This is a genomic window from Pseudomonas sp. B21-021 (genome assembly GCF_024749205.1).
Lineage (GTDB): Bacteria > Pseudomonadota > Gammaproteobacteria > Pseudomonadales > Pseudomonadaceae > Aquipseudomonas > Aquipseudomonas paraglycinae.
The window spans coordinates 4955343-4979480 of sequence record NZ_CP087192.1; the positions used below are offsets into that span (position 1 = coordinate 4955343).

Annotated in this window: 24 protein-coding genes and 2 pseudogenes; 12 read left to right on the forward strand and 14 right to left on the reverse strand. The window is 60.9% G+C overall.

The genetic code is table 11. The features are described from left to right. Positions 1 to 196 precede the first annotated feature (196 nt). Positions 197 to 1219: a transporter gene (locus LOY31_RS22210; RefSeq protein WP_085606510.1), complete on the forward strand. Its 1023-nt coding sequence runs from the start codon at positions 197 to 199 to the stop codon at positions 1217 to 1219. Positions 1220 to 1458: 239 nt separating this feature from the next. Then, positions 1459 to 3072, forward strand: coding sequence for an inorganic phosphate transporter (locus tag LOY31_RS22215; protein WP_258712217.1), 1614 nt, complete (start codon positions 1459 to 1461; stop codon positions 3070 to 3072). A gap of 53 nt (positions 3073 to 3125) precedes the next feature. Here LOY31_RS22215 and LOY31_RS22220 read toward each other — a convergent pair whose 3' ends face one another. Next, positions 3126 to 4022, reverse strand: coding sequence for a LysR family transcriptional regulator (locus LOY31_RS22220; RefSeq protein ID WP_007951094.1), 897 nt, complete (start codon positions 4020 to 4022; stop codon positions 3126 to 3128). 120 nt (positions 4023 to 4142) lie between these two features. Between LOY31_RS22220 and LOY31_RS22225 the strand changes: the two genes are divergently transcribed. Then, a complete protein-coding gene (locus tag LOY31_RS22225) occupies positions 4143 to 4898 on the forward strand; it encodes an SDR family NAD(P)-dependent oxidoreductase (RefSeq protein ID WP_258712218.1) in 756 nt (251 codons plus the stop codon). Positions 4899 to 4957: 59 nt separating this feature from the next. Here the strand turns inward: LOY31_RS22225 and LOY31_RS22230 are convergent, their stop codons facing one another. Next, complete coding sequence (locus LOY31_RS22230; protein ID WP_258712219.1) at positions 4958 to 5395, reverse strand: multidrug/biocide efflux PACE transporter; 438 nt, start codon at positions 5393 to 5395, stop codon at positions 4958 to 4960. An 88-nt stretch (positions 5396 to 5483) separates the two neighbouring features. Here LOY31_RS22230 and LOY31_RS22235 point away from each other — a divergent pair, with 88 nt between their 5' ends. Next, entirely contained in the window at positions 5484 to 6338 is an 855-nt protein-coding gene (locus LOY31_RS22235; RefSeq protein WP_258712220.1) for a LysR family transcriptional regulator, read from the forward strand. Position 6339: 1 nt separating this feature from the next. On the opposite strand, the gene LOY31_RS22240 is transcribed toward LOY31_RS22235, so the two are convergent. Then, positions 6340 to 7176 carry a LysR family transcriptional regulator gene (locus LOY31_RS22240; RefSeq protein WP_085606519.1) on the reverse strand — a complete coding sequence of 279 codons (837 nt, stop codon included), beginning with the start codon at positions 7174 to 7176 and terminating at the stop codon, positions 6340 to 6342. Between the two features lie 111 nt (positions 7177 to 7287). Between LOY31_RS22240 and LOY31_RS22245 the strand changes: the two genes are divergently transcribed. Continuing rightward, positions 7288 to 8013 carry an SDR family oxidoreductase gene (locus tag LOY31_RS22245; protein WP_011335572.1) on the forward strand — a complete coding sequence of 242 codons (726 nt, stop codon included), beginning with the start codon at positions 7288 to 7290 and terminating at the stop codon, positions 8011 to 8013. 122 nt (positions 8014 to 8135) lie between these two features. On the opposite strand, the gene LOY31_RS22250 is transcribed toward LOY31_RS22245, so the two are convergent. The 3 genes from LOY31_RS22250 to LOY31_RS22260 are packed head-to-tail and all read right to left on the reverse strand — an operon-like array spanning position 8136 to position 10168. Beyond that, on the reverse strand, positions 8136 to 9365 hold the full coding sequence (locus tag LOY31_RS22250) for an RNA polymerase sigma factor (protein WP_258712221.1): 1230 nt from the start codon (positions 9363 to 9365) through the stop codon (positions 8136 to 8138). After that, entirely contained in the window at positions 9358 to 9702 is a 345-nt protein-coding gene (locus tag LOY31_RS22255) for a YciI family protein (protein WP_007951101.1), read from the reverse strand. The genes LOY31_RS22250 and LOY31_RS22255 overlap by 8 nt, the downstream gene beginning before the upstream one ends. A gap of 40 nt (positions 9703 to 9742) precedes the next feature. Then, on the reverse strand, positions 9743 to 10168 hold the full coding sequence (locus LOY31_RS22260; RefSeq protein ID WP_085606525.1) for a nuclear transport factor 2 family protein: 426 nt from the start codon (positions 10166 to 10168) through the stop codon (positions 9743 to 9745). A gap of 142 nt (positions 10169 to 10310) precedes the next feature. On the opposite strand from LOY31_RS22260, the gene LOY31_RS22265 reads away from it, so the two are divergent. Further along, entirely contained in the window at positions 10311 to 10796 is a 486-nt protein-coding gene (locus LOY31_RS22265) for an N-acetyltransferase (protein WP_085606527.1), read from the forward strand. Positions 10797 to 10813: 17 nt separating this feature from the next. After that, entirely contained in the window at positions 10814 to 11419 is a 606-nt protein-coding gene (locus LOY31_RS22270; RefSeq protein WP_085606529.1) for a pyridoxamine 5'-phosphate oxidase family protein, read from the forward strand. 168 nt (positions 11420 to 11587) lie between these two features. Here LOY31_RS22270 and LOY31_RS22275 read toward each other — a convergent pair whose 3' ends face one another. The 3 genes from LOY31_RS22275 to LOY31_RS22285 all read right to left on the reverse strand — a co-directional run bounded on the left by LOY31_RS22275 (position 11588) and on the right by LOY31_RS22285 (position 13619). Further along, entirely contained in the window at positions 11588 to 12076 is a 489-nt protein-coding gene (locus LOY31_RS22275; RefSeq protein WP_085606531.1) for a GNAT family N-acetyltransferase, read from the reverse strand. Between the two features lie 317 nt (positions 12077 to 12393). Continuing rightward, entirely contained in the window at positions 12394 to 12888 is a 495-nt protein-coding gene (locus LOY31_RS22280; RefSeq protein WP_258712222.1) for a GyrI-like domain-containing protein, read from the reverse strand. 68 nt (positions 12889 to 12956) lie between these two features. After that, a complete protein-coding gene (locus LOY31_RS22285) occupies positions 12957 to 13619 on the reverse strand; it encodes a LysE family translocator (protein WP_039766147.1) in 663 nt (220 codons plus the stop codon). A 139-nt stretch (positions 13620 to 13758) separates the two neighbouring features. Here LOY31_RS22285 and alaC point away from each other — a divergent pair, with 139 nt between their 5' ends. Further along, positions 13759 to 14970, forward strand: coding sequence for an alanine transaminase (gene alaC, locus LOY31_RS22290; RefSeq protein WP_085606535.1), 1212 nt, complete (start codon positions 13759 to 13761; stop codon positions 14968 to 14970). A gap of 178 nt (positions 14971 to 15148) precedes the next feature. Here alaC and LOY31_RS22295 read toward each other — a convergent pair whose 3' ends face one another. Further along, on the reverse strand, positions 15149 to 16501 hold the full coding sequence (locus LOY31_RS22295; RefSeq protein ID WP_007951120.1) for a GntP family permease: 1353 nt from the start codon (positions 16499 to 16501) through the stop codon (positions 15149 to 15151). An 82-nt stretch (positions 16502 to 16583) separates the two neighbouring features. Further along, the gene (locus LOY31_RS22300; protein WP_258712223.1) at positions 16584 to 17117 is read right to left on the reverse strand and encodes a gluconokinase; all 534 of its coding nucleotides are present in this window, start codon (positions 17115 to 17117) and stop codon (positions 16584 to 16586) included. A gap of 216 nt (positions 17118 to 17333) precedes the next feature. On the opposite strand from LOY31_RS22300, the gene LOY31_RS22305 reads away from it, so the two are divergent. Beyond that, the gene (locus LOY31_RS22305; RefSeq protein ID WP_039766142.1) at positions 17334 to 18365 is read left to right on the forward strand and encodes a LacI family DNA-binding transcriptional regulator; all 1032 of its coding nucleotides are present in this window, start codon (positions 17334 to 17336) and stop codon (positions 18363 to 18365) included. A gap of 142 nt (positions 18366 to 18507) precedes the next feature. On the opposite strand, the gene LOY31_RS22310 is transcribed toward LOY31_RS22305, so the two are convergent. Continuing rightward, positions 18508 to 19380, reverse strand: a complete 873-nt coding sequence (locus LOY31_RS22310; RefSeq protein ID WP_127799504.1) for a LysR family transcriptional regulator — start codon at positions 19378 to 19380, stop codon at positions 18508 to 18510. 121 nt (positions 19381 to 19501) lie between these two features. On the opposite strand from LOY31_RS22310, the gene LOY31_RS22315 reads away from it, so the two are divergent. The 3 genes and pseudogenes from LOY31_RS22315 to LOY31_RS22325 all read left to right on the forward strand — a co-directional run bounded on the left by LOY31_RS22315 (position 19502) and on the right by LOY31_RS22325 (position 22208). Then, complete coding sequence (locus tag LOY31_RS22315) at positions 19502 to 19942, forward strand: PACE efflux transporter (protein WP_064598890.1); 441 nt, start codon at positions 19502 to 19504, stop codon at positions 19940 to 19942. A gap of 125 nt (positions 19943 to 20067) precedes the next feature. Further along, positions 20068 to 21488: pseudogene (locus LOY31_RS22320) on the forward strand (MFS transporter). A 153-nt stretch (positions 21489 to 21641) separates the two neighbouring features. Then, positions 21642 to 22208 (forward strand): hypothetical protein, encoded by a 567-nt coding sequence (locus LOY31_RS22325; RefSeq protein ID WP_258712224.1) that lies wholly within the window; start codon positions 21642 to 21644, stop codon positions 22206 to 22208. Between the two features lie 74 nt (positions 22209 to 22282). Here the strand turns inward: LOY31_RS22325 and LOY31_RS29535 are convergent, their stop codons facing one another. Both LOY31_RS29535 and LOY31_RS29540 read right to left on the reverse strand, forming a co-directional pair. Beyond that, entirely contained in the window at positions 22283 to 22822 is a 540-nt protein-coding gene (locus LOY31_RS29535; RefSeq protein ID WP_371320920.1) for a methyl-accepting chemotaxis protein, read from the reverse strand. A 9-nt stretch (positions 22823 to 22831) separates the two neighbouring features. Then, positions 22832 to 23602 (reverse strand): annotated as a pseudogene (locus LOY31_RS29540) (PAS domain-containing protein); the annotation flags it as partial. Between the last annotated feature and the right edge of the window lie 536 nt (positions 23603 to 24138).

The window sequence follows — 24138 nt, forward strand, 5'->3', positions numbered from 1 at the left end:
TAACCGGGCATCGGCGGCGGTCTGCACGAATTGAGATCGACTGTGTACCGACTCGGTAACCGAACCGGTACACAGTCACTGGCCGGTCGGATTTCACGTCACCCTGCCGTCACACAACCGTCATGTGACATTGCGATGCTGCGGCTCAGGTGAATCTGCAAATCCCGCGACAGACGCCTCCTCGCAGCGAGCCTTCATGAACCACAGCCTCGATATCAGTCATCGTGATCCTGACCTGTTCGGCCTGCTTTACGGCTTTCGTTTTCGCCCCGGCGAACGTGGGCGCGAGGTGGATTCGGCGACCGCCCTGCGCTGCCTGCAGGACGACAGCGAGGGCGATGAATTTCTCTGGCTGCACCTGAACCTGGCCCACGCCGCGTGCGAGCGCTGGATGAAAAGCCATCTGCAATTGCCCGAAGAGTTTTTCGAAGCGCTGCACGAAGGTTCGCGCTCGACCCGCATCGAGCATGTCGATTCGGCGTTGCTGGCGGTGGTCAACGATGTGGTGTTCAACCTCAGCAGCATGGTGTCGTCGGACGTGTCGACGCTGTGGGTCTGTGTGCGCAGCAAACTGATCGTCAGTGCGCGTCTGCAACCGCTGCACTCGGTGGACAAGTTGCGTTCGTCGGTGAAGTCCGGCGAGTGCTTTCGTTCGCCGCTCGAACTGCTGGTGCACTTGCTGCGCGATCAGGGCGAAGTGCTGACCCAGATCGTGCGCAAGACCAGCATGAGCGTCGATCAGGTCGAGGACGAATTGCTCTCCTCGCGACTTTCGACCAACCGCGCCGAACTCGGCGCCAACCGACGAGTGCTGGTGCGCCTGCAACGGCTGCTGGCGCTGGAGCCGGGTTCGCTGCTGCGCCTGCTCAACCGCCCGCCGCCGTGGCTGCAGAAGGAAGACGTGAAAGAGCTGCGCAAATCCACCGAGGAGTTCGCGCTGATCATCAACGACCTCACCGCCCTCGGCGAGCGGATCAAGCTGTTGCAGGAAGAGATCGCCGCCAACCTCAACGAACAAAGCAACCGCACGCTGTTCACCCTGACCGTGGTCACGGTGCTGGCGCTGCCGATCAACATCATTGCCGGTTTTTTCGGCATGAACGTCGGCGGTGTGCCGCTGGCCACCGATCCGGAAGGTTTCTGGATTCTGGTGGCGCTGGTGGCGACGTTCACCGTGATTGCCGGGCGCTGGGCGTTTCGCAAGCGGCGGGATTACTAAGCGCCGACCGCCCCTGCCGCTCGTTCCCACGCTCCGCGTGGGAATGCCGCCCGGGACGCTCCGCGTCCCTGTGACGCAGAGCGTCACCTTATGCATTCCCACGCGGAGCGTGGGAACGATCACCGCCTTCAGATCAGCGGTGAAGCTAAAAACCCAAACACTGATCTGTCGCAGCCTCTCTGTAATATTTAGCAACGATCATGGGCGACATTCCTTCCCCCGCTCAGGATTGTCCTCCCATGGCTACTCCCTCCCTGACCGCCAGCCCGGCCCCCGCTGCCAGTGGCAGGCCGGCCCTCGACAAGAAAACCGGCCCGTTCACCTACGTAGTGTTTTTCGCGGTGCTGGCGATGGGGCTGCTGTTCACCGCCTACAGCCTGATGCACGACATGCACGAACTCGGCACGGTGGTCACCACCTGGACGCCGTTCCTGCTGCTCGGAGTGGCGCTGTTGATTGCGCTGGGCTTCGAGTTCGTCAACGGTTTCCACGACACCGCCAACGCCGTGGCCACGGTGATTTACACCCATTCGCTGCCGCCGCATTTTGCGGTGGTCTGGTCGGGGTTCTTCAACTTCCTCGGCGTGCTGCTGTCGAGCGGCGCGGTGGCGTTCGGCATCATTGCGTTGCTGCCGGTGGAGCTGATTCTGCAAGTCGGTTCGTCCGCCGGTTTCGCGATGATTTTCGCCCTGCTGATCGCAGCGATCCTGTGGAACCTCGGCACCTGGTGGCTGGGCCTGCCGGCCTCGTCGTCGCACACGCTGATCGGTTCGATCATCGGCGTCGGCGTGGCGAATGCCTTGATGCACGGCCGCGACGGCACCAGCGGTGTGGACTGGGCCCAAGCGACCAAGATCGGTTACGCGCTGCTGCTGTCGCCGCTGGTGGGTTTCGGTTGTGCGGCGCTGTTGCTGCTGGCGCTGCGCGCGTTCGTGAAGAACCGTTCGCTGTACAAGGCACCGGAAGGCAACACCCCGCCACCGTGGTGGATTCGTGGTCTGCTGATCCTGACCTGCACCGGTGTGTCCTTCGCCCACGGCTCCAACGACGGCCAGAAAGGCATGGGCCTGATCATGCTGATTCTGGTCGGCACCCTGCCGATGGCTTATGCGCTGAACCGCACCATGCCGGAAGAACAGTCGCTGCAATTCGCCGCTGTCGCCCAGGTGACCCAGCAAGCGCTGGTGAAAAGCGCGCCGCTGCCGGCACCGGCCGATCCACGCGCAGTGCTCTCCGACTACGTGCGCAGCAAGGAAGCCACGCCGCAACTGATCCCGGCCCTCGCCTCCCTGACCGGGCACATCGGTGAAGAAGTCAAAGGCTACGGCTCGCTGGCGAAAGTCCCGGCCGAGGCCATGGGCAACGTGCGCAACGACATGTACCTGGCCAGCGAAACCATTCGCCTGATGGACAAGAACAAGGTCGGCACCTTCGACGCCGACACCACCGGCAAACTGCAACTGTTCAAGCAACAGATCGACAACGCCACGCGGTTTATTCCGCTGTGGGTGAAGATCGCGGTGGCGATTGCTTTGGGGCTGGGCACCATGGTCGGCTGGAAGCGGATCGTGGTCACGGTCGGCGAGAAGATCGGCAAGACCCACCTGACCTACGCCCAGGGCGCTTCGGCGGAAACCGTGGCGATGCTGACCATCGGCGCCGCCGACATGTTCGGCCTGCCGGTGTCGACCACTCATGTGTTGTCCTCGGGCGTGGCCGGGACCATGGTCGCCAACGGTGGCGGCCTGCAGATGAAGACCATCCGCAATCTGCTGATGGCGTGGGTGCTGACCTTGCCGGCGGCGATTCTGCTGTCGGGCAGTTTGTATTGGTTGTTTACCCAGATCTTCTGATCCAGCCGAATCCCTGTGAGAGCCTTTACTCCCACAGGGATTTGCGGCAGAAATCAGAGCGTCGAACGAATCAAATCCCCCAGCCAGTCCATGAACACCCGCACCCGCAACGGCAGATGCCGCTGCCTCGCGTACAACAGTGAAATGCCCATCGCCGGCGCGGTGTATTGCGGCAGCACCGTCACCACCTCGCCGGTATCCAGATAGGTGTTCATGCCGGTACGCGGCACCTGAATCAGACCGAATCCACCTAGGCACGCCGACTCGTAGGCATCGGTGCTGTTGACCGTCACACTGCCGGCCATCGGCACGCGATGCACTTGCCCGTCCTGCTCGTAAACAAACCCTTCCGAACGCGAACCCAGCACACCGACGTAATGCACCAGCCGATGCTGCGCCAGATCCTCAAGCGTTTGCGGCACGCCGTAGCGCTCGAGATACGCGGGGCTGGCGCAGTTGATCATGCTGAAGTCCCCCAGGTGCCGCGCCACCACCGATTGATCGGGCTGCGCGCCGATGCGCACCACGCAATCGAAGCCTTCGGCGAGCAGGTCGACCCGGCGATCGGTGCTGCTGATTTCCAGCTCAAGGTTCGGATGACGGGCCATGAATTCCGGCAGCTTCGGCATGATCAGCCGCCGCGACAGAATGTTCGGCATATCGACCCGGATCCGCCCGGTCAGCGACGCTTCGTCCTGGCGAAACAGGTTCTCGATTTCGTCCATGTGCGACAGCAGATCCTTGCTCCGCTCATACAGCGCGAGGCCGTCCTGAGTCGCCTGGACCTTGCGCGTGGTGCGTTGCAACAGACGCGTGCCGAGCAGGCTTTCCAGCGCCTGCACCTGTTCGGACACCGTCGAGCGCGGCAGCCCGAGACTCTCCCCCGCCATCGTAAAACTCGACAATTCGCTGACCCGGACGAAGGTGCGCAGCAGTTCCAGTTTGTTCATGGGCCACCTATTGATTGTTCGGACAATCCGACCAGTGATTCCGGTTTCAGTCTGTTTATCACCTCATAGCGGATAAATAAACTGAGCTCCATCAACCGTCACTGCCTTCGAGGAAGACCCATGAACCGCAAAATCGCATTGATCACCGGTGCCAGCCGTGGCCTCGGCAAGAACGCCGCCCTGCACCTCGCCGCGCAAGGCGTAGACATTATCGGCACTTACAACAGCCGCGCCGATGAAGCGCAGTCGTTGGTCGCTGAATTGAAATCCCTCGGCGCCAACGCCGTAATGCTGCAATTGGATGTCGGCCGTAGCGAAGGCTTTGCCGATTTCGCCGTGCGGGTCGAGCAAGCGCTGCAACAGCTGGAGCGTCCGCGCTTCGATTTCCTGATCAACAACGCCGGGATTGGCGTGCATGCCTCCTTCGCCGACACCACGCCGGAGCAGTTCGACCTGCTGATGAACGTGCAGTTGAAAGGGCCGTTCTTCCTGACTCAGCAACTGCTGCCGCTGATCAACGATGGCGGGCGGATCATTAACATCTCCAGCGGTCTGGCGCGTTTCACCCTGCCGGGTTATGCCGCCTACGCGGCGATGAAAGGCGCGATGGAAGTGCTGACCCGTTATCAGGCCAAGGAGCTGGGTGCGCGGCAGATCGCCGTGAATATCCTGGCACCGGGCGCCATCGAAACCGACTTCGGCGGCGGCGCGGTGCGCGACAATTCGGCGCTGAACGCGATGGTCGCCAGCAACACCGCGCTGGGCCGGGCCGGGCAGCCGGATGACATTGGCGGTGCGCTGGCATTGTTGCTGTCGCCGGGGGCGCAGTGGATCAATGGTCAACGGATTGAGGCGTCGGGCGGGATGTTTCTGTAAGCCCGAACAAAGCCCGGACAAAAAAAATCGCAGCCCTCACAGGCGGCGATTTTTTACTTTCAGCTCTGGCAAACGCTGCGCATCACCAGCCGCTCGCGCACCACGTCATAACCCCAGTGGTAAATGTAGGTGTACGGCAGGAAGAACAGCAGCACGCCGATGTCGAGCAGGAACGCCTGCCACAGGCTGGCCGACAGCCACCAGGCAATCAGCGGCACGCCCATCACGATCAACCCGCCCTCGAACAGCAGCGCGTGCGCCACTCGCACCCAGGCGTTGTGGGCGATGTTCCAGCGTTTGAGCATACGGTCGAAGAAGCCGTTGAACACCACGTTCCAGCCCAGGGCCAGCATCGCGATGGCGATAGTGACGGCGCCCATTTCGACCAGCGGTTTACCCATGATCCACGCCAGCAACGGGGTACAGATCAGGATCGCCAGCAGTTCGAAACCGATGGCCTGGAAGATACGTTCAGTGATGGATTTGTTGGCAGTCATGGCCGAAGTCCTCTGTGAAGATGGTTGCCATGATCCAGCACCCCACCGATACTTCATAACCAATAACCATCGATCAAGGCGATAGTTCATGGCGTCTCAGGAAGTGTTGCTCGCGTTTGTACAGGCGGCGACTCAAGGCTCGTTTTCAGCGGCAGCGCGCAAACTCGGGCGCAGTCAGTCGACGGTGAGTGCGGCGGTGGCCAGTCTGGAGATTGATCTGGATTTGATCCTGTTCGACCGCAGCAGCCGCAAACCGACGCTGACTCCGGCCGGGCACGTGATGCTGCAACGGGCCGAGGCGATTCTGTCGGCCACCAGCCGTCTGGAAATGACCGCCCGGCAATTGGCCCAAGGTGTTGAGCCGAAACTCACGGTGGCGATTTCCGACACTTATCAGTCCGACCGTTTCGAATCGGCACTGGTGGGCTTCGAGCAACGTTATCCAGATCTGGAACTGGAATGCCTGATCGCCGAATGCGATGACCTGGTCGAACTGGTGCAGCGCGGTCGGGCGCATCTGGCGTTTGCCGAGATGCAGGACAATTACCCACCGGATCTGGCGACCGCGACCGTTGCCGAGCGCACGGAAATCGCCTTGTTTGTGGGTCGTGGGCATCCGCTGGCGACGCAGGATTCCATCGATCAAACGGTCCTTGAACAGCATCGCGAGCTGCGCCTGGCCACCATCGTCAATCCCTATGACAGTCGCGGCAAAGGCCGGGTGTGGTCGGCGCCGAGTTATCTGATGTTGCTGGAGATGGCCGAGAAAGGTTTCGGCTGGGCGCCGCTGCCGCGCTGGCTGGTGGAGCGTTTCGGCAATGACTTGCTGGTGGAACTGAAGGTGCGCGGCTGGCCGAAACCGGTGTTCGTCGATGCACTGTGGTCGAGGCTGTACCCGCCGGGGCCGGCGGGGAGCTGGTTGCTGAGCAAGATGCTGGAGTAGCTCACGCCGCTTCGATCGCTGCCGGCCGATTGACCTGAAAATACTCGTGCAACCCACGCATCGTCGGCAACTCCAGCGCTTGCGCCGCGTAGCACAACCCCACCCGCCGGGTCGGCGCCGGCAGGTGCAGCGCGCGCACGACGATGCGTTCATGCCCGCTGACCAGTGACTGCGGCAACATCGCCACGCCGACGCCCGCCGCCACCATATGCAACGCCTGTTGCAGTGAACCGGCATGTCCCGCCACCGCTTCCGGCGAGCGTCCGTACAGCGCCATCAACCGCTGATGTGAAGGATGCTGCGGGCAGGTGATCCAGTCCTCGATCGGCGCCCAGCCGGCCTGCGCGTTGGCCATCGGGTGATCGAGGGGCAGCGCCATCACATAGGACTCTTCCCACAGCGGCAGGAACAGTTCGTCCTCGCAGCACATTTCCTCGACCGCCAATCGACCATCGCCGTGACAGCCCTCCTCCAGGGTCAGCAGCAGATTGGGCAACGCCTGATGGGCCATGCGCACAAAGGCTTCGATGTGGCTGGCGGCGATATCGCCCTCGATACCGAGGGTCAGCGGCGCACGGTTTTCGCGACCGCGAAACATCCGACTCAGCGCCTCGGACTCGGCCACCATCCGCCGTGCCTGCGGGTACAGAAGACGCGCTTCGTCGCTGACTTCCACACCACGGGGCTGACGCACGAACAACGTCGCGCCGAGCTCTTCTTCCAACTGTTTGATGGTCACCGACAACGTGGGCTGACTGATGAACAGCCGTTGCGCGGCAGCGGTGATATTGCGTTCCTCGAACACGGCGAGGAAAGCTTTGAGATGGCGGATATCCATAGGAGATTCCGATAACAGACAGAGGAATAAGGCATTTTTCAGCCTCCAGCGGGCTAAATATACTGCGTCACGAATCTGGTTATTTGTTTTTCTTATCTCAGGAGTTCAACCATGAGCAAGCCATTGATCATCATCACCGGCGCCAGCTCGGGCATCGGCGAAGCGACCGCCCGCCGCTTGAGCGCTGCTGGCCACCCGCTGCTGTTGCTGGCCCGGCGCATCGAACGCCTTGAAGCACTGGCCCTGCCGAACACCCTCAGCCGCCGCGTCGACATCACCGACCGCGCCGCATTGCTGGCCGCTGTGGCCGAGGCGGAAGCGCAATTCGGTCCGGCCGATGCGCTGATCAACAACGCCGGGGTGATGCTGCTGGGCGAGATGAGCAAACAGGACCCGGCGCAGTGGGACCAGATGCTCGACGTCAACGTGAAGGGTCTGCTCAACGGCGTGCACGCGGTGGTCGCCGGGATGATCGAGCGCAAGCACGGCACCATCATCAACGTCAGCTCGGTGGCCGGGCGCAAGACCTTCCCGAACCATGTGGCGTATGTCGGGACCAAGTTTGCGGTGCATGGGTTGTCGGAGAATCTGCGTGAAGAGTTGTCGCCGCATAATGTGCGGGTGACCACGATTGCGCCGGGGGCGGTGGAGACCGAGTTGCTGAGCCACACCACGGATGAGGCGATCAAGACCGGGTATCAGGCTTGGAAGCAGGACATGGGTGGGACGGTGTTGAGTGCCGAGGATGTGGCGACGGCGATTGCTTATGCGTATGGGCAGCCGCAGGGGGTTTGTATTCGGGAGATTGTGATGGCTGCTACGCGCCAGCAGGCCTGATCCATTGTTACAGACCTTAACGGCCTCTTCGCGGGCAAGCCCGCTCCCACATTTGATCGCATTCCAATTGTGGGAGCGGGCTTGCCCGCGAAGAGGCCAATATTGCCAACGATCCTTTCGGATCAGTCCAATGCCCTAAGCCGCCCTTCAATAAACCGTCGCTCCGGCTCCTGCCGCGTCAACTCCAGCGCCCGCGAATAAGCCGCCCTAGCATCCTCCACCCGCCCCAACTGCCGACAAAATTCCGCCCGCGCCGAATGCGCCAAGTGGTAATCCTGCAAATCCCCGCGCCCCAGAATCCCTTCAACCAGGGTCAACCCCGCCAACGCCCCATCACGTTTGGCCACCGCCACCGCCCGGTTCAACTCGATCACCGGCGACGGCACCGCCCGCAGCAACACGTCATACAGCCCGACGATCTGCGCCCAGTCCGTCTCCCCTGCCGTGGGCGCTTCCGCATGCACCGCCGCAATCGCTGCCTGCAGGCAATACGGCCCGAAGCGCCCCGTGGTCAGCGCTTTTTCCACCAGATCGCAGCCTTCGACAATCAGCTCGGCATTCCACAATCCGCGATCCTGGTCATCCAGCAGAATCAATTCCCCATCAGGCGTCGACCGCGCCGAGCGCCGCGATTCATGCAATAACATCAACGCCAGCAGCCCCATAACTTCCGGATCCGGCAACAACTCCAGCAACAACCGCCCAAGGCGAATCGCCTCGCGGGTCAGGTCCTCGCGGGTCACCTGAGCGCCGCCCGACGCTGAATAACCCTCGTTGAACACCAGGTAAATCACCCGCAACACGCTGTCGAGGCGCTCGGGCAATTCGCTCAGGCTCGGGACTTGATAAGGGATTTTCGCGTCGCGGATCTTCGCCTTGGCGCGCACGATGCGCTGGGCAATCGCCGCCGGGGCCGAGAGGAATGCCCGGGCGATTTCCTCGGTGGTGAGATCGCAGACTTCACGCAACGTCAGCGGCACTTGCGCGTCCGCCGCCAGTGCCGGGTGGCAGCAGGTGAAGATCAGGCGCAGGCGATCGTCTTCCACGTCTTCGGCGTCCCATTCGGACTGTTCCAGTTCTTCCAGTTGCGCCAGCAATAACGGCTGCGAGGCCTTGAACCGCGCGCGGCGACGCAACACGTCGATCGCCTTGAAGCGCCCGGTGGACACCAGCCAGGTCCGCGGATTGTCCGGCACGCCGTCGCGCTGCCAGCGCTCGACCGCGACGAAGAACGCCTCGTGCAAGGCTTCTTCGGCGAGGTCGAAATCGCCGAGCAGGCGAATCAGGGTCGCGAGGATCCGCCGCGAGTCTTCGCGATAGACCTGCTCGACCCGCGTCCTGACCTCAGACATTCAACTGGCGCACGGGACGCACTTCGACGCTGCCGACCCGGGCCGCCGGAATGTTGCCGGCGACCTGGATCGCTTCGTTGAGGTCCCGCGCGTCGATCAGGTAGAAACCGGCCAGCTGTTCCTTGGTCTCGGCGAACGGGCCGTCGGTGATCGACAGCTTGCCGTTGCGCATGCGCACCGTGGTGGCGGTCTGCACCGACTCCAGCGCTTCGGCGGCGACCATCCGGCCGCTGCCCTGGATCGACTCGGCGTAGGCCCAGCACTCGGCATCTTCCGGGCTGTCGGGCGACGAATGCAGCAGGCGCTCATCGCTGTAGACCAGGCATAAATACTTCATGGCGTTCTCCTGAATCGGACGGATCAACTATGGCTGAAGATCAGGGTTTCACATCGAACAGGGTCGCGCCGCTCATCGGGTCGAACGGTGCCGACCAGTGTTCGTGGGCGATCTTCCACGCCCCGCCGACCTGCCGGTAGCAGGCGGTGACGCGCATCCAGCAACTCTGGGTTTCGCCCTTTTCATTGGTACCGCCGCAGTTGGCGACCCAGTGGGCGAAAGCGATGTTGTCGGCGGTCTCGATGGCGATTTCGTGGAATTCGAAGATGTGCGGGCCAGGGCACATTTCCATGCAATCCACCCAGTGCGCGCGGTAGGCCGGTTTGCCCTTGAATTGCAGGGCCTTGATCGCATCGAAGGAAACGATGTCGTCGGCATACAGGGCCATGACTTTTTCCACGTCCTTGGTCATCACCGCCTCGCGGTAGGTGTCGATCAGGCTTTGAATCTGCGCTTGCGTACTCATGGGGTTTCTCCCTGGTTTTTGTTGTAAAGACACCCTTAGTCGTTCGGCGATTTACCGGATCGACAGTTGAAACAAAAAAATTCCGGAGAAGACAAAATCGCTAGAATCCGAAGCTCATCTTTGTAGGAAAAAGGAAATTCCCGTGTCAGCCCGACTTGTGCCTTACGAAAGCCTGAACGCCACCCAACGCCAACAGGTCGAGGCCATTGAAATCCACGCCGAGCAGATCAAGTTCTCCGGCGACATCCACGGCGCCCTGCACACGCTGCTGTCGAAACCCGGCCCCGGCGTGAAAGGTTTTGCGCTGCTGGCCGAAGACGTGCCGGTGGCCTTCCTGCTGCTCAAGCGCCCGCCGGTGTTGCCGGAATGGGCCGATGAACACAGCGCCACCCTGCATGCGTTGCAGGTCGATCACCGCGCCCAGGGCAAGGGTTACGGCAGGGCCTGCCTGCTGGCGTTGCCGGACGTTGCGCGCCAGGCCTGGCCGGAAATCAAAGGGCTGGAACTGTCGGTGGACGCCGACAACGACGCCGCGATTGCGCTGTACGCCAAGTACGGCTTCGTCGACAGCGGCGAAGCATACAAGGGCCGCATCGGCTACGAGCGGCGCATGGGGCTGTTCTTCTAATCGTCGAGGGAGCAACGATGATCGATTCAATCGAGGCGCTGGAAGCCATTTACGGATTTCCCCACGAACGGGCGGTGCGCAAGCAGATCGGCTTTCTCAACGAGGACTATCAGGCGATGGTCCGGGTCTCGCCGCTGGTGATTGTCAGCTCGGTGGGTGCCGACGGCATCGACGGTTCACCGCGCGGCGACGCGCCGGGGTTTGTGCGGATCATTGACGAGCGCACCCTGGCCCTGCCGGATCGGCCGGGCAACAACCGCATCGATACCTTGCGCAACGTGCTGCACGATCCGCGGGTGTCGCTGCTGTTCATCATTCCGGGGATTGGCGAGACGTTGCGGGTCAACGGCACGGCAACCATCAGCGCTGATCCCGACTTGCTGGAAAGCTTTGCGGTCAACGGCAAACCGGCGCGCACGGTGCTGCTGGTGACGGTGGAGGCGGCGTTCTTTCATTGCTCGAAAGCGTTTGTGCGTTCGGATGCGTGGAACCCTGAAACCCACTTGCCGCGCTCGGCGCTGCCGACGGCGGGCGCGTTTCACAAGCGTCTGAACGAAGGTCAGTTCGATGCCGAGGCCTATGATCGCGAGGCCCCTGCGCGAGTGCGTGACACCCTTTACTGACACCGCCCACCGATCGTTCCCACGTCGAGGCGTCGAACCGTCTGCGTGGGAATGCAGACTTTGACGCTCTGCGTCACGACGGTGCCAGGCGTTGCATCAGTGGTGCGGCAGGAACGCAGAGCGTCCCGGGCTGCATTCCCACGCGGAGCGTGGGAACGATCAACGCGGTTACAGCGTCAGGATCATCTCGTGCCACGCCATGCCGCCGTGGTCGGACTCCGAGGGTTTGATGTAGGCGAAGCCAAACCCGGCATACAGCGGAATATGTTTTTCCTTGCACATCAAATGAATCGTCGCCTTGTCCATCCCGCGCATGCGTTCGATGAATTCGGCCATCAAGCGTTTCGCCAGGCCCTGCCCCTGATAATCCGGGTGCACCACTACCGACATGATCACCACGTTCGGCCCGGCAGGGTCGTGGCCGATCAGTTCCTTGAACGCCTCGTCGGACATCTGCACGTCAAACGCCGCACCGGAGTTGATGAACCCGGCCACCTGCCCGTCCACCTCGGCGACGATGAAACCGTCCGGCCAGGTGGCAATGCGCGTGGCGATCTTTTCGCGGGTCGCGGCCTCGTCGCCCTCATAGGCGAGGGTTTCGATGGCGTAGCAGCGATCCAGGTCGGCGGCGGTAACGTGGCGGATGAAGGTGTTCATGGCAGCTCGAAATCAGTGGAAACAAGGCCGCCAAGGATAAAGGAATAAGGTGTTCATATCGATCCGCACGGGCGGCGTAAAGCCTGCGTATAAGCGCTTTTCTTCGGATTCGGGACGGTCTATTTCTGACGCCTGTCTCTGATCACCCGAGGGGGGAACCGTTTATGAGCAGCGTTGAGATCGGTTTGTTGATGGTGTTGGGCATCAGCTTCTTCGGCTTCATTACCCTGGGCATCGACCTGTTGCGGGCACGACGAATCAAGGGCAAGTAAAGTTCGACCGGCAGCGCGAAGCAGGTTCGCGCTGCCGGTTGCCGATCAGGTTTTCTTTTCGACCGGGACGCAGATTTCCAGCTTGCCGGTGTTGAGCTTCGGATTGAAATCGGCGCTGTAGCGTTCCAGCTCCGGAGCGTTGAGCCCTTTGTAGTCGGACGCCGGCAGCCAGGTGTTGTAGATGTAATCAATGGTCTGCGGCAGCTGATCCAGCGAACCCTTGTGTTCGAACACCGCGTACTGGCGCGGCAGGACTTCGATCCACGGATACTTTTCCTGCGGGAAGTCGTCCAGCTTGCGGATCTCGACCCCGGCCATGTAATCGAAACCGCCGTTGCCGTCGAAATTGCTGCAAACGCCGTAGGTCACTTCGCCCTTCTGCTCCGGAATATTTCCGATGTGCGGGATCAGTTTTTCCCACAGCGCAGGGATGTCCTGAACGGTCTCTTTAGTGAAGCGATCGCGAAAACCTGCAATCAGCAGGAAGTGTCCATGTTCGAAGCGAGGTTCAGCCACTTCGACGCGTTTTTGCTCATCCATGACTCGACTCCTTGAACGAAAAAAGTGGGTTCGGCTGGGAGTATAGAAGCCAAACCCGATTCGCACATTTACAGCGTATGCAGGGCCTCGGCGGCGCCCGAACCGACGAACTCGTTATAACCGGATACGATCACGTATACCGCGAAATAGCAGAAGATCGCTGCAGATGCCATGTAGGAATAGCGCAGCAGTTTGTCGCCCAGCAACTTGCCGCCATGGCTCGCGGCGAAGCACAGCCCCGCCGACCACAACAGCCCGGCGCACAGGAAGCCACCGAGGAACAGCGCCGAGCTCAAAGGACCGCCGCCACCGGAACGGGCGATCAACGTGCCGCCCACTGCCGCGAACCAGAGAATGGCGCTCGGCGACGACATGGCGAGAAAAATTCCACGGAAGAATTCCTTGCGATGGGAGTTCTGACCGACCTCGGCGGTCGCCGCCAATTGCGCCTCGTGGTGAATCGCCGAATAGATCATCTTCGCCGCGAAGTAGATCAACAGCGCCGAACCACCAATCCACAGCACCCAGCGCACGGTTTCGTATTGCAGCAGAACGGTCATCCCGGCCAGCGCCAGCACCGCGTAGATCAGGTCGCCGACGCAGGTGCCGAGGCCCAGCGCGAAGCCTTGAAAATAGCCGCGCTGCATCGCCAGGGTGATCATCGCGATGTTGGCCACGCCGATATCCAGGCACAGCGAAAGGCTCAGCAAGAAGCCGCTGGTAAATTCCATCAACCGATTTCCTTGGGAAAAATTTGTTTACAAAGGCTCTGGACAGTATGCCATCGCTGACCTTATCGTCCGCCACAGGTCACCGCAGTGACCAGCGTCGCTCGGACGGTTCCGGGCGCTTACGTTATCCGAGGCAACAATGGCTGAACAAGGTTCGCCGCGCCGCTTTGCGCGCATAGATCGACTCCCCCCTTACGTTTTCAACATCACCGCCGAGCTGAAGATGGCCGCCCGACGTCGTGGCGAAGACATCATCGACTTGAGCATGGGCAACCCCGACGGCGCCACGCCGCCGCACATCGTTGAAAAACTGGTGCAGGTTGCACAACGCGAAGACACCCACGGTTACTCCACGTCCAAAGGCATTCCACGCCTGCGCCGGGCGATTTCCAACTGGTACAAGGAACGCTACGAGGTCGAGATCGACCCGGAAAGCGAAGCCATCGTCACCATCGGTTCCAAAGAAGGCCTGGCGCACCTGATGCTGGCGACTCTGGATCAGGGCGACACAGTGCTGGTGCCGAACCCGAGCTACCCGATTCATATCTACGGTGCCGTGATTGCCGGCGCCCAGGTGCGGTCGGTGCCGCTGGTGCCGGGCGTGGATTTCTTCGCCGAGCTGGAACGGGCGATTCGCGGCTCGATCCCGAAACCGAAGATGATGATCCTCGGCTTCCCGTCCAACCCGACCGCGCAGTGCGTGGAGCTGGATTTCTTCGAGCGGGTGATTGCTCTCGCCAAACAGTACGACGTGCTGGTGGTGCACGATCTGGCCTACGCCGACATCGTCTACGACGGCTGGAAAGCCCCGTCGATCATGCAGGTGCCGGGTGCCAAGGACATCGCGGTGGAGTTCTTCACCCTGTCCAAGAGCTACAACATGGCGGGCTGGCGCATAGGCTTCATGGTCGGCAACCCGGAACTGGTCAGCGCCCTGGCGCGGATCAAGAGCTACCACGACTACGGCACGTTCACCCCGCTGCAGGTGGCCGCGATTGCTGCGCTGGAAGGTGATCAGCAATGCGTGCGCGACATCGCCGAGCAATATCGCCAACGCCGCAACGTGCTGGTCAAGGGCCTGCATGAGCTGGGCTGGATGGTCGAGAACCCGAAAGCTTCGATGTACGTCTGGGCGAAGATTCCCGAAGCCTACGCGCACCTCGGTTCGCTGGAGTTCGCCAAGAAACTGCTGGCCGAGGCCAAGGTCTGCGTCTCGCCGGGTGTCGGTTTTGGCGAGTACGGCGACGATCATGTGCGCTTCGCGCTGATCGAGAACCAGGACCGGATTCGCCAGGCAGTACGCGGGATTCGCGGGATGTTCCGGGCGGATGGCCTCGTGACCAAATCCTGAGGTGATGATCGTTCCCACGTCGAGGCGTCGAACCGTCTGCGTGGGAATGCCTCAATGGACGCTCCGCGTCCGCTTTGGGACGCAGAGCGTCCCGGGCTGCATTCCCACGCGGAGCGTGGGAACGATCTAGGCACAAAAAAACCGCATCGCTGCGGTTTTTTTGTGTCTTGCGTTCGGGTTAAACGAACAGCGACAACAACAGAATAAAGCCCAGACCCACCACCGACAGGATGGTTTCCATCGCTGTCCAGGTCTTGAAGGTCTCGGCCACGGTCATGTTGAAGTACTGCTTCACCAGCCAGAAACCGGCGTCGTTGACGTGGGACAGGATCAGCGAGCCGGCACCGGTGGCCAGCACCAGCAGCTCACGGTTCACGCCCGGAATCATCCCGACCACCGGCACCACAATGCCCGCGCCCGTGATGGTCGCCACGGTGGCCGAACCGGTCGCGATACGGATCACCGCCGCCACCAGCCACGCCAGCAGGATCGGCGAGATTTGCGCGCTGACCGCCATGTGGCCGATCACGTCGCCCACGCCGCTGGTTACCAGCATCTGCTTGAAGCCACCGCCGGCACCGATGATCAGGATGATCGCGGCAGTTGGCGCCAGGCTCGCGTCGAGCCATTTGAGCATCTGCTGAGAACCGATGCCCTGCTTGTAGCCGAAGGTGTACAGCGACAGCAGCAATGCCAGCAGCAGTGCCGAGATCGGGTGACCGATCATGTCCATCCAGGTGCGGAAGAAATGACCGTCCGGCAGCGCCACGTCAGCGAAGGTTTTCAGCAGCATCAGGAACACCGGCAGCAGCACGGTGACCAGAGTGATGCCGAAGCTTGGCAGCTCCTGCGAGTCCGACTCACGGGCCAGTTGATCCACCAGTTCCTGATTCGGCGTACCGGGAATGTGCTTGGCGATGAACGTACCGAAGATCGGGCCGGCGATGATGGCGGTCGGCAGCGCGACGATCAGACCGTACAGAATGGTCTTGCCGATGTCGGCACCGAACACGCCGATGGCCAGCAGCGGGCCCGGGTGCGGCGGCACCAGACCGTGCACGGCGGACAGGCCGGCGAGCAGCGGGATACCGATCTTGATGATCGACACACCGGTGCGGCGAGCCACGATGAACACCAGCGGAATCAGCAGCACGAAGCCGATTTCGAAGAACAGCGGAATGCCCACCAGGAACGCGGCGAACATCATCGCCCACTGGACCTTGTCCTTGCCGAAGGCGCGGATCAGGGTCTGGGCGATCTGATCGGCACCGCCGGATTCGGCCATCATCTTGCCGAGCATCGTACCCAGCGCGAGGATGATGCCGACGAAACCGAGCACGCCACCGAAGCCGTCCTGGAACGCCTTGATGATGGTGCCGATCGGCATGCCGGACGTCAGGCCGAGGAACGCGGCAGCGATGGTCAGGGCAATGAAGGGGTGAATCTTGAATTTGGTGATCAGGACGATGAGTCCGATCACCGTGACCACTGCATCGAGCAGCAGGTAGGCGTCATGGGACATGCCAAACATTGGGGGTGTCTCCTGGTTTGTTGTTGTTATTAAAGCGGGTTAATCAGAAGTCGAAAGGACAGCGCTATCTTCGCAATCACACTCATACCGCCTGTTTCAGGCCGTGGGCCTGCCACCAGACGTGAGCTTGCGATGCGAGCTCTTCAACGCTGTGGATCGAAGCATTCAGGGCCAGGGTCAACGGCTCGCCCTTGGGCGATTCGAGGGTGGCGAACTGGCTTTCGATCAAAGTCGCCGGCATGAAGTGGCCCGGACGGTGGGACACACGTTCGGCGGCCACTTCCGGCGTTAGTTCGAGGAATACGAAGCCCAGGCCCGGCAAGGCGCTGCGCAGACGTTCACGATAAATGTGCTTGAGGGCCGAGCAGGTCAGCACCGGGCGTTGGCCCAGGGCATCGACGCGACGCAGTTCGTCGCACAGGCTGTCGAGCCAGCCGGCACGGTCTTCGTCGTTCAGGGGGATCCCCGCGCTCATCTTTTCGATGTTCGCGGCCGGATGGAAAGTATCGCCTTCAATGGCAGTGGCGCCGCTCAATTGGCACAGGGCCTCGCTGACGCACGTCTTGCCGCAACCGGCAACGCCCATGATGACCAGGGCGGTGATGGGATGATTCATGTAACACCTCAGCGCGCAGACAGCGCTACCTTTGCTAGCTATGACTCTAGTGCACAGGCAGAAGTTGCCGACGCCTTCTTGTCGTTTTTTTGGGTTGCAGCAGGTTTTGTCGGTACGCCAAAAAGCGAGGATCAGGCAGGACCTCGCTTACGCATTTGCAGCTGCATAAGGACAGCGCTACCTTAGTGCCTTGATTTTTGTTTGGCAAGCCGCCCGATGACCACCCCTAAAAACGATAAAAACACCCGCACCACCGGCCGTCCCACCCTTAATGAAGTCGCCCGCCTGGCCGGCGTCAGCCCGATTACCGCCTCCCGCGCCCTGCGTGGGGTCAGCACGGTTGCCACTGAATTGGTGGAAAAAGTCCAGAAAGCCGCGCTGGAACTCAACTATGTGGTCAACCCCGCCGCCCGCGCCCTGGCCTCGGCCCAGAGCCATTCGGTGGTGGTTCTGGTGCCTTCGCTGTCCAACCTTTTGTTCATCGACACCCTGGAAGCCATTCATCGGGTGCTCACGCCCAAAGGCTTCGAAGTGCTGATCGGCAACTTCCACTATTCCCGCGATGAAGAAGAAAACCTGCTGCGCAACTACATGGCCTATCAGCCACGCGGTTTGCTGCTGACCGGTTTCGACCGTACTGAAAGTTCGCGGCGGATGATCGAGGCCAGCAACATTCCCTGCGTGTACATGATGGAGCTGGACAGCGCCGCCGGGGTGAACTGCGTCGGTTTCTCGCAGCTCAGCGCCGGCGAAACGGCTGCCGAGCACTTGCTGTCCCGTGGCCGCAAGCGTCTGGCGTACATCGGCGCGCAGCTCGATCAGCGCACCCTGCTGCGCGGTGAAGGCTTTCGCAAAGCGTTGCAGAAGGCCGGCCGTTACGACCCGGATCTGGAAGTGTTGACCCCGCGCTCATCGTCCGTGGGCCTGGGCGGCGAGTTGTTCCTGCAACTGCTGGCGGCGCATCCGGATGTCGATGCGATCTTCTTCGGCAACGACGACCTGGCTCAGGGCGCTTTGCTCGAAGCGCTGCGCAACGGGATCAGGATCCCCGAGCAAGTGGCGATCCTCGGCTTCAACGACCTACCGATGTCGGAACACATGGTGCCGCGCCTGAGCAGCATCAACACGCCCCGCGAAGCGATCGGCAAACGTGCGGCGGAGCAGATGCTGACGCTGATGGCCGGCAACAGCGTGGCGCGTCCGGTCGAGGACATGGGCTTCGAACTGAAGATTCGCGAGAGCACCTGACCCCTGAGCCCCCTGTTTGATCGTTCCCACGCTCTGCGTGGGAATGCCTCAACGGACGCTCCGCGTTCGGCTCTGGAAGGGACGCGGAGCGTCCCGGGCTGCATTCCCACGCGGAGCGTGGGAACGATCAACCGCCTAATGATCACTTCCCAAGCAACTCCACCAGAGCCAGCGCGCCCTTCTGCAGCGGCTGGCTCTTGAGCCACACCGCGTGCACCGGCAGCACCAGGCCGTTTTCGATGTTGCGAAAATTCAGCCGTTTCAGCCGACCGCTATCGAGCCACGGCTGCACCACCGATAACGGAAAATTGCCCCAGCCCAATCCCGCCTCGACCATTTCCAGCGCTGTTTCCAGGTTATCGGTGCGCCAGTGGGACTCGGCCACCAGCGGCCGGGTTTCGCTGATCGGCAAGTCGCGACTGCCGACCACGATCTGCCGCACATGCACCAGATCCTCGAGAAACAGATCCTGCCCCTGCAACAACGGGCTGTCCGCCGCCAGCGTGGCGATCATCCTTTCGCTGCCGACGAACTGAAAACGCTCCAGCACATTCACGCTCAACCCGGCGAACGCCAGACACACGCTCACCCGGCCGCTGTGGAGCATCGCCAGCACATCGTCCTGCGGTGCGGTCAGCACTTCGATGTCGAGCAGCGGATGGCGCTCGCTGAGGTCCTTGATCGCCGTCAGCAACCGTCGGCGATCGATATCCGCCGCTACACCAATCGACAACTTGCTCTCCAGCCCCAGCGACAACTGCACCGCATGCACCTGCAATTGCTTGAGCTGATCGGCGATCAACCGCGCATGGGGCACCAGCGACAATGCCATCGCCGTGGGTTGGGGTTCGCGATGGCTGCGATCAAACAGCGAGTAACCGAGATCGGCCTCGAGATTGCCGATGGCCATGCTCACCGCCGACGGGACTTTGCCCAATGCCCTGGCCGCGGCAGAAAACGAGCCGCGTTCGATCACCGCGAGAAACAGCTCGATGCTTTCGCTGTTGAAATTCACTTCTCACACCTATCAATAAAACTGAAAGCTACTGACTTTTTCTGTCACCTCTATTGAAGCTATCTTTCGTCGCCTTCGCCAGCCCCACTGGCCAAAAGTCGCAAGAAAGAGGCAATTCCCCATGCAAGGCGTCAAACGCAAACTGGTCTATGTGTCGCTCTATGAAGTGATCGGCATGACCTTCTCGGCCCTCGGCCTGGCCCTGTTGTCCGGCACTTCGCCCGGCAGCACCGGCCCGCTGGCGGTGATCATCACCACCATCGCCGTGACCTGGAACTTCATTTACACCTCGCTGTTCGAGCGCTGGGAAAGCCGCCAGGTGTCGCGAACCCGCACGGTGAAACGGCGTATCGCCCACGCCGTCGGGTTCCAGCTGACGCTGATCGTGTTCCTGATTCCGCTGATCGCGTGGTGGATGAACATCAGTCTGGTGCAGGCCTTTTTGCTGGATCTGGCGCTGATCGTGTTCATCCCTTGCTACACCTTCGCGTTCAACTGGCTGTTCGATAAGGTGTTCGGTCTTCCGGCCTCGGCATTGCCGGATCCGCAGCCCGCGACATAAATCGTTAATTGGTAAGCGGATATTGCAAGAAATCGGCGGTTTTCCCTCACCAACCGCCGATATAAACAATCCTTGATTTCCGATAGCAGGCTAAGCTTTTCCATCAATAAAAAATGGATCTGCCCATGACTGCACACGCCCCCGCCGCGCAACGCGACGGCATCGACCCGATACGCGCCGCCGAGATTTCCGCCCGCATCGACCGCCTCCCGGCAGTCGCCACGATCTGGCGGCTGGTGGCGCTGCTGTCGATCGGTGGTTTCTTCGAACTGTACGACCTGTTCCAGACCGCCTACATCAGCCCGGCCTGATCCGCGACGGCATTTTCGCCACCGGCAATCAGGGCGTTTTCGGTTTCTCCGATCAGGCCGCGTTCGCCTCGGCAACGTTCCTCGGTTTGTTTCTCGGCGCCAGCCTGCTGAGCCCGATGGCGGATCGGTTCGGGCGGCGCGCGATCTTCACCTTCGCGCTGGTCTGGTACACCGTGGCCACGGTGCTGATGGGCGTGCAGAGTTCGGCGCTGGGGATCATCTGCATGCGTTTTCTGGTGGGCATCGGCCTCGGCATCGAGCTGGTGACCATCGACGCCTACCTCTCGGAACTGGTGCCCAAACGCATGCGCAGTTCGGCGTTCGCCTTCGCGTTTTTCGTGCAGTTCCTGTCGGTGCCGGCGGTGGCATTGATGTCCTGGTGGTTGGTGCCACAGACGCCGTTCGGGGTGTCCGGTTGGCGTTGGGTGGTGTTGGCCAGCGCGGTGTTTGCGTTGTTCATCTGGTGGCTGCGCAAACGTCTGCCGGAGTCGCCTCGCTGGCTGGCCCAGCATGGCCGGTTCGATGAGGCCAACCGGATTCTCGACGGCATCGAGGCGCGCTGCGAAAAAGATCACCGCCAGCCACTGGACGCGCCGGAAGCGGTAGCCGTCGATGTCGAAGGCAAGGGTCGTTTCGCCGACATCTGGCAGCCACCGTACCGGCGCCGCGCGTTGATGCTGATTGTCTTCCACATCTTCCAGGCCATCGGTTTCTTCGGCTTCGGCAACTGGCTGCCGGCGCTGCTTTCCGGTCAGGGCGTCAGCGTCACTCACAGCCTGATGTACGCGTTCATCATCACCCTCGCCTACCCGCTCGGGCCGTTGCTGTTCGTGAAATTCGCCAACCGCTTCGAGAACAAGTGGCAGATCGTCGGCTCGGCCCTCGGCGCCATGACTTTCGGCACGTTGTTCGCGTTGCAGACCAGCGCCTTCGGCCTGATCTTCTGCGGCGTGATGATCACCTTCTGCAACGCCTGGCTGAGCTTCAGTTATCACTCCTATCAGAGCGAACTGTTCCCGACCAACATCCGCGCCCGGGCGGTGGGGTTCTGCTATTCGTTCAGTCGTTTGTCGACGGTATTCAGCAGCCTGTTGATCGGTCTGTTCCTTGATCACTTCGGCACGCCGGGCGTATTGGCGTTCATCGTCGCCAGCATGTTGATCGTGATGTTGACCATCGGCTATTTCGGCCCTCGCACCCGCAACCTGGCACTGGAAAACATCGCCCATCGCTGACGGGCAATGGTCATCCTCTGCCGCCCACCGGCAAGGGATGACCGCTTCGGCCGTTCATGTAAAACCACAAGCAATTGAAATAAAAGGAATTATTCGATAGGCACGGTAATTGCTGTTTAGGGTTGACAGCCATTACCTACAGGTTCATTCATCATGTTGGTCAGTGCAAAACAACAGCAAATCATCCACCTGCCCAAGCAGCTGAATGACGATGCAACCGCCACGGCCGCGGCCGGTCTGCAAGGCGGACTGCACGGCGCGATGCTGCAGACCCTGCAAAACCAGGCCCAGGCGCAAACCGCCGAAGCCACCGCCAAAGTGCAGGAATCGGCCACCCAACTGGCGACCCAGCAAGTCAGCGAAGCCACGCGCATCAGCGACAACGTCGACGAAGCATTCGCCAAGACCCGCGTCGCGCTGCAAACCTCCGATACTTCGTCGACCAAATCCACAGGCTCATCGGCCCTGGACGAGTTCAAGGACTACATGAGCAAAACGCCGGAACAGCGTCTGCGCGACAGTATCCTCAAGGAAATGGGCCTGACCGAAGACGACATCAAAGCCATGCCGCCGGCTCAACAACTGGCCATCGGCAAAGAGATCGCCGAGCGCCTGCAGGACAAGATGAAGCTGGCCGAAGCCGAGAAGCAGAACAAGCAAGACGCCAACTCGGTGAAGATCAGCGACGAGTCGGCAGACAAGTTCCTCGCTTCGCTCTGATTTGCCTCGATCTGAAAAGCGGTGCAATAAAAAAAGGATCCCCACGGGGATCCTTTTTTTCAGCCGTGAAACCGTCAGTTCAACTGCAACGTCTCGTTGAACTGACTGATCGCATCCACCACATGCCGCGAGCCCTGCTGAATCTCCCGGATCGCATCCCCCGCCTCGTTCGCCAGTTCCACCCCGAGCCCGGTGCGGCTCAGGCTCGACTGCATGCTCGACACCGCACTCAACGACAACTCGTGGTTCTTGCGCACCACATCGACGATCTCAAGGGTTGCCTGACTGGTCCGCGCCGCGAGGCTGCGCACCTCGTCCGCCACCACCGCAAAACCGCGCCCGTGCTCACCCGCCCGCGCCGCTTCGATCGCCGCGTTGAGCGCCAGCAGGTTGGTCTGGTCGGCAATTCCGCGAATGGTCTGAACGATGGTGCCGATGATGTCCGACTGCTTGCTGACCGCATCGATGCTCAGTGCCGCTTCGTTGAGGTCGCGGGAAATATCCTGAATGATCTGCACCGTTTGCTGCACGACCTGTGAGCCTTTTTGTGCGCAGGCGTCGTTTTGTACCGAAGTGCTGTGGGCCGATTCCGCAGCGGTCTGCAAGGTAGTCATCTGGTGAGTGATGTCGCTGGCGAACTTCACCACTTTGTACAGCCGGCCCTTGGCGTCGAACAGCGGGTTGTACGAGGCTTCGAGGTAAACGGTCTGCCCGGACTTGTTCTTGCGCTCGAACCGGTGCGAGTGATATTCGCCGCGATTGAGCGATGCCCAGAACGCCTTGTATTGCGCGGATTCGGCTTCGACCCGGTGACAGAACAGACTGTGGTGATGGCCGACGATTTCGTTGAGCGAGTACTGCATGGTCTTGAGGAAGTTGTCGTTGGCCGTGATCACATTGCCTTCCGGAGTGAACTCGATCACTGCCATCGACCGGCCGATGGCAGCGAGCATGCTTTCTTCTTCCTTTTCCTTGTTCACGCGCGCCGTTATGTCCGACGCCACTTTGATCACGCTTCTGACTTGTTTGTCCGGGCCATACACCGGCATGTAACTGGCTTCGAGCCAGATCTCCCGACCGCTTTTGTTCAAGCGCAGGAAAGTGCCGCTGATGGGCTCGCCCCGGGCCAGGTCACGCCACAACTTGGCGTATTCCTCGCTGCGGTAAAACGCTTCTTCACAAAAGATCCGGTGATGTTTGCCACGCACTTCTTCGGCGCTGTAGCCCATGGTCTTGCAGAAGTTGTCATTGGCATCCAGAACGATGCCCTCGGGGGTGAATTCGATCATTGCCATCGAACGGCTGATCGCCGCCAACTTGGCGTTGGCTTCGGTCAGGGCACAACTGAAGCGTTCGATTTCCTGCAGGTCAGCCTTGTGATGTAGGTTGAACATGTCTCTATCACCTTCCGCGCGGTTCTTTGATTTGATGAAAGTTCAGGTCTTTCAGAATCCACCACTACGTTCCACAGAACAGGCACACGCATTCCTCCACAGGAGGAAGTTGTCAGGTGATAAACGATGATTAATCAAAGAGTCCATGCAGCGACGCTCTAATCAAGACATCCTTCTCTTGATAGCCCGCGGGCGGGCCATTCCTAACATGCAGAAGAACTTCCATTTAAAAAACAGCTCCTTGTCGGTCAAGTGTCGGTGCCTTGGATTGCGCACTCTGGCAGCTTTGAGATCGGTAACCGCTAGCGGTCGGAGCCCATTGGATGGCGTTCGACATAGTTAGTTATGAATGAGCATAGACAGCGCAAAGCCTTGCGCAAGGCCACTAGTCGGCCAGTAATGCGGGAGTTCGGACAGGAAGCGGACGAGAAACGGTTCAGCGAATTTGTTTTGTTTGATCTACCGCTTTCGCGAGCAAGCTCGCTCCCACAGAGTCCTGCGCATGTTCAGACAAGCGCAACACCTGTGGGAGCGAG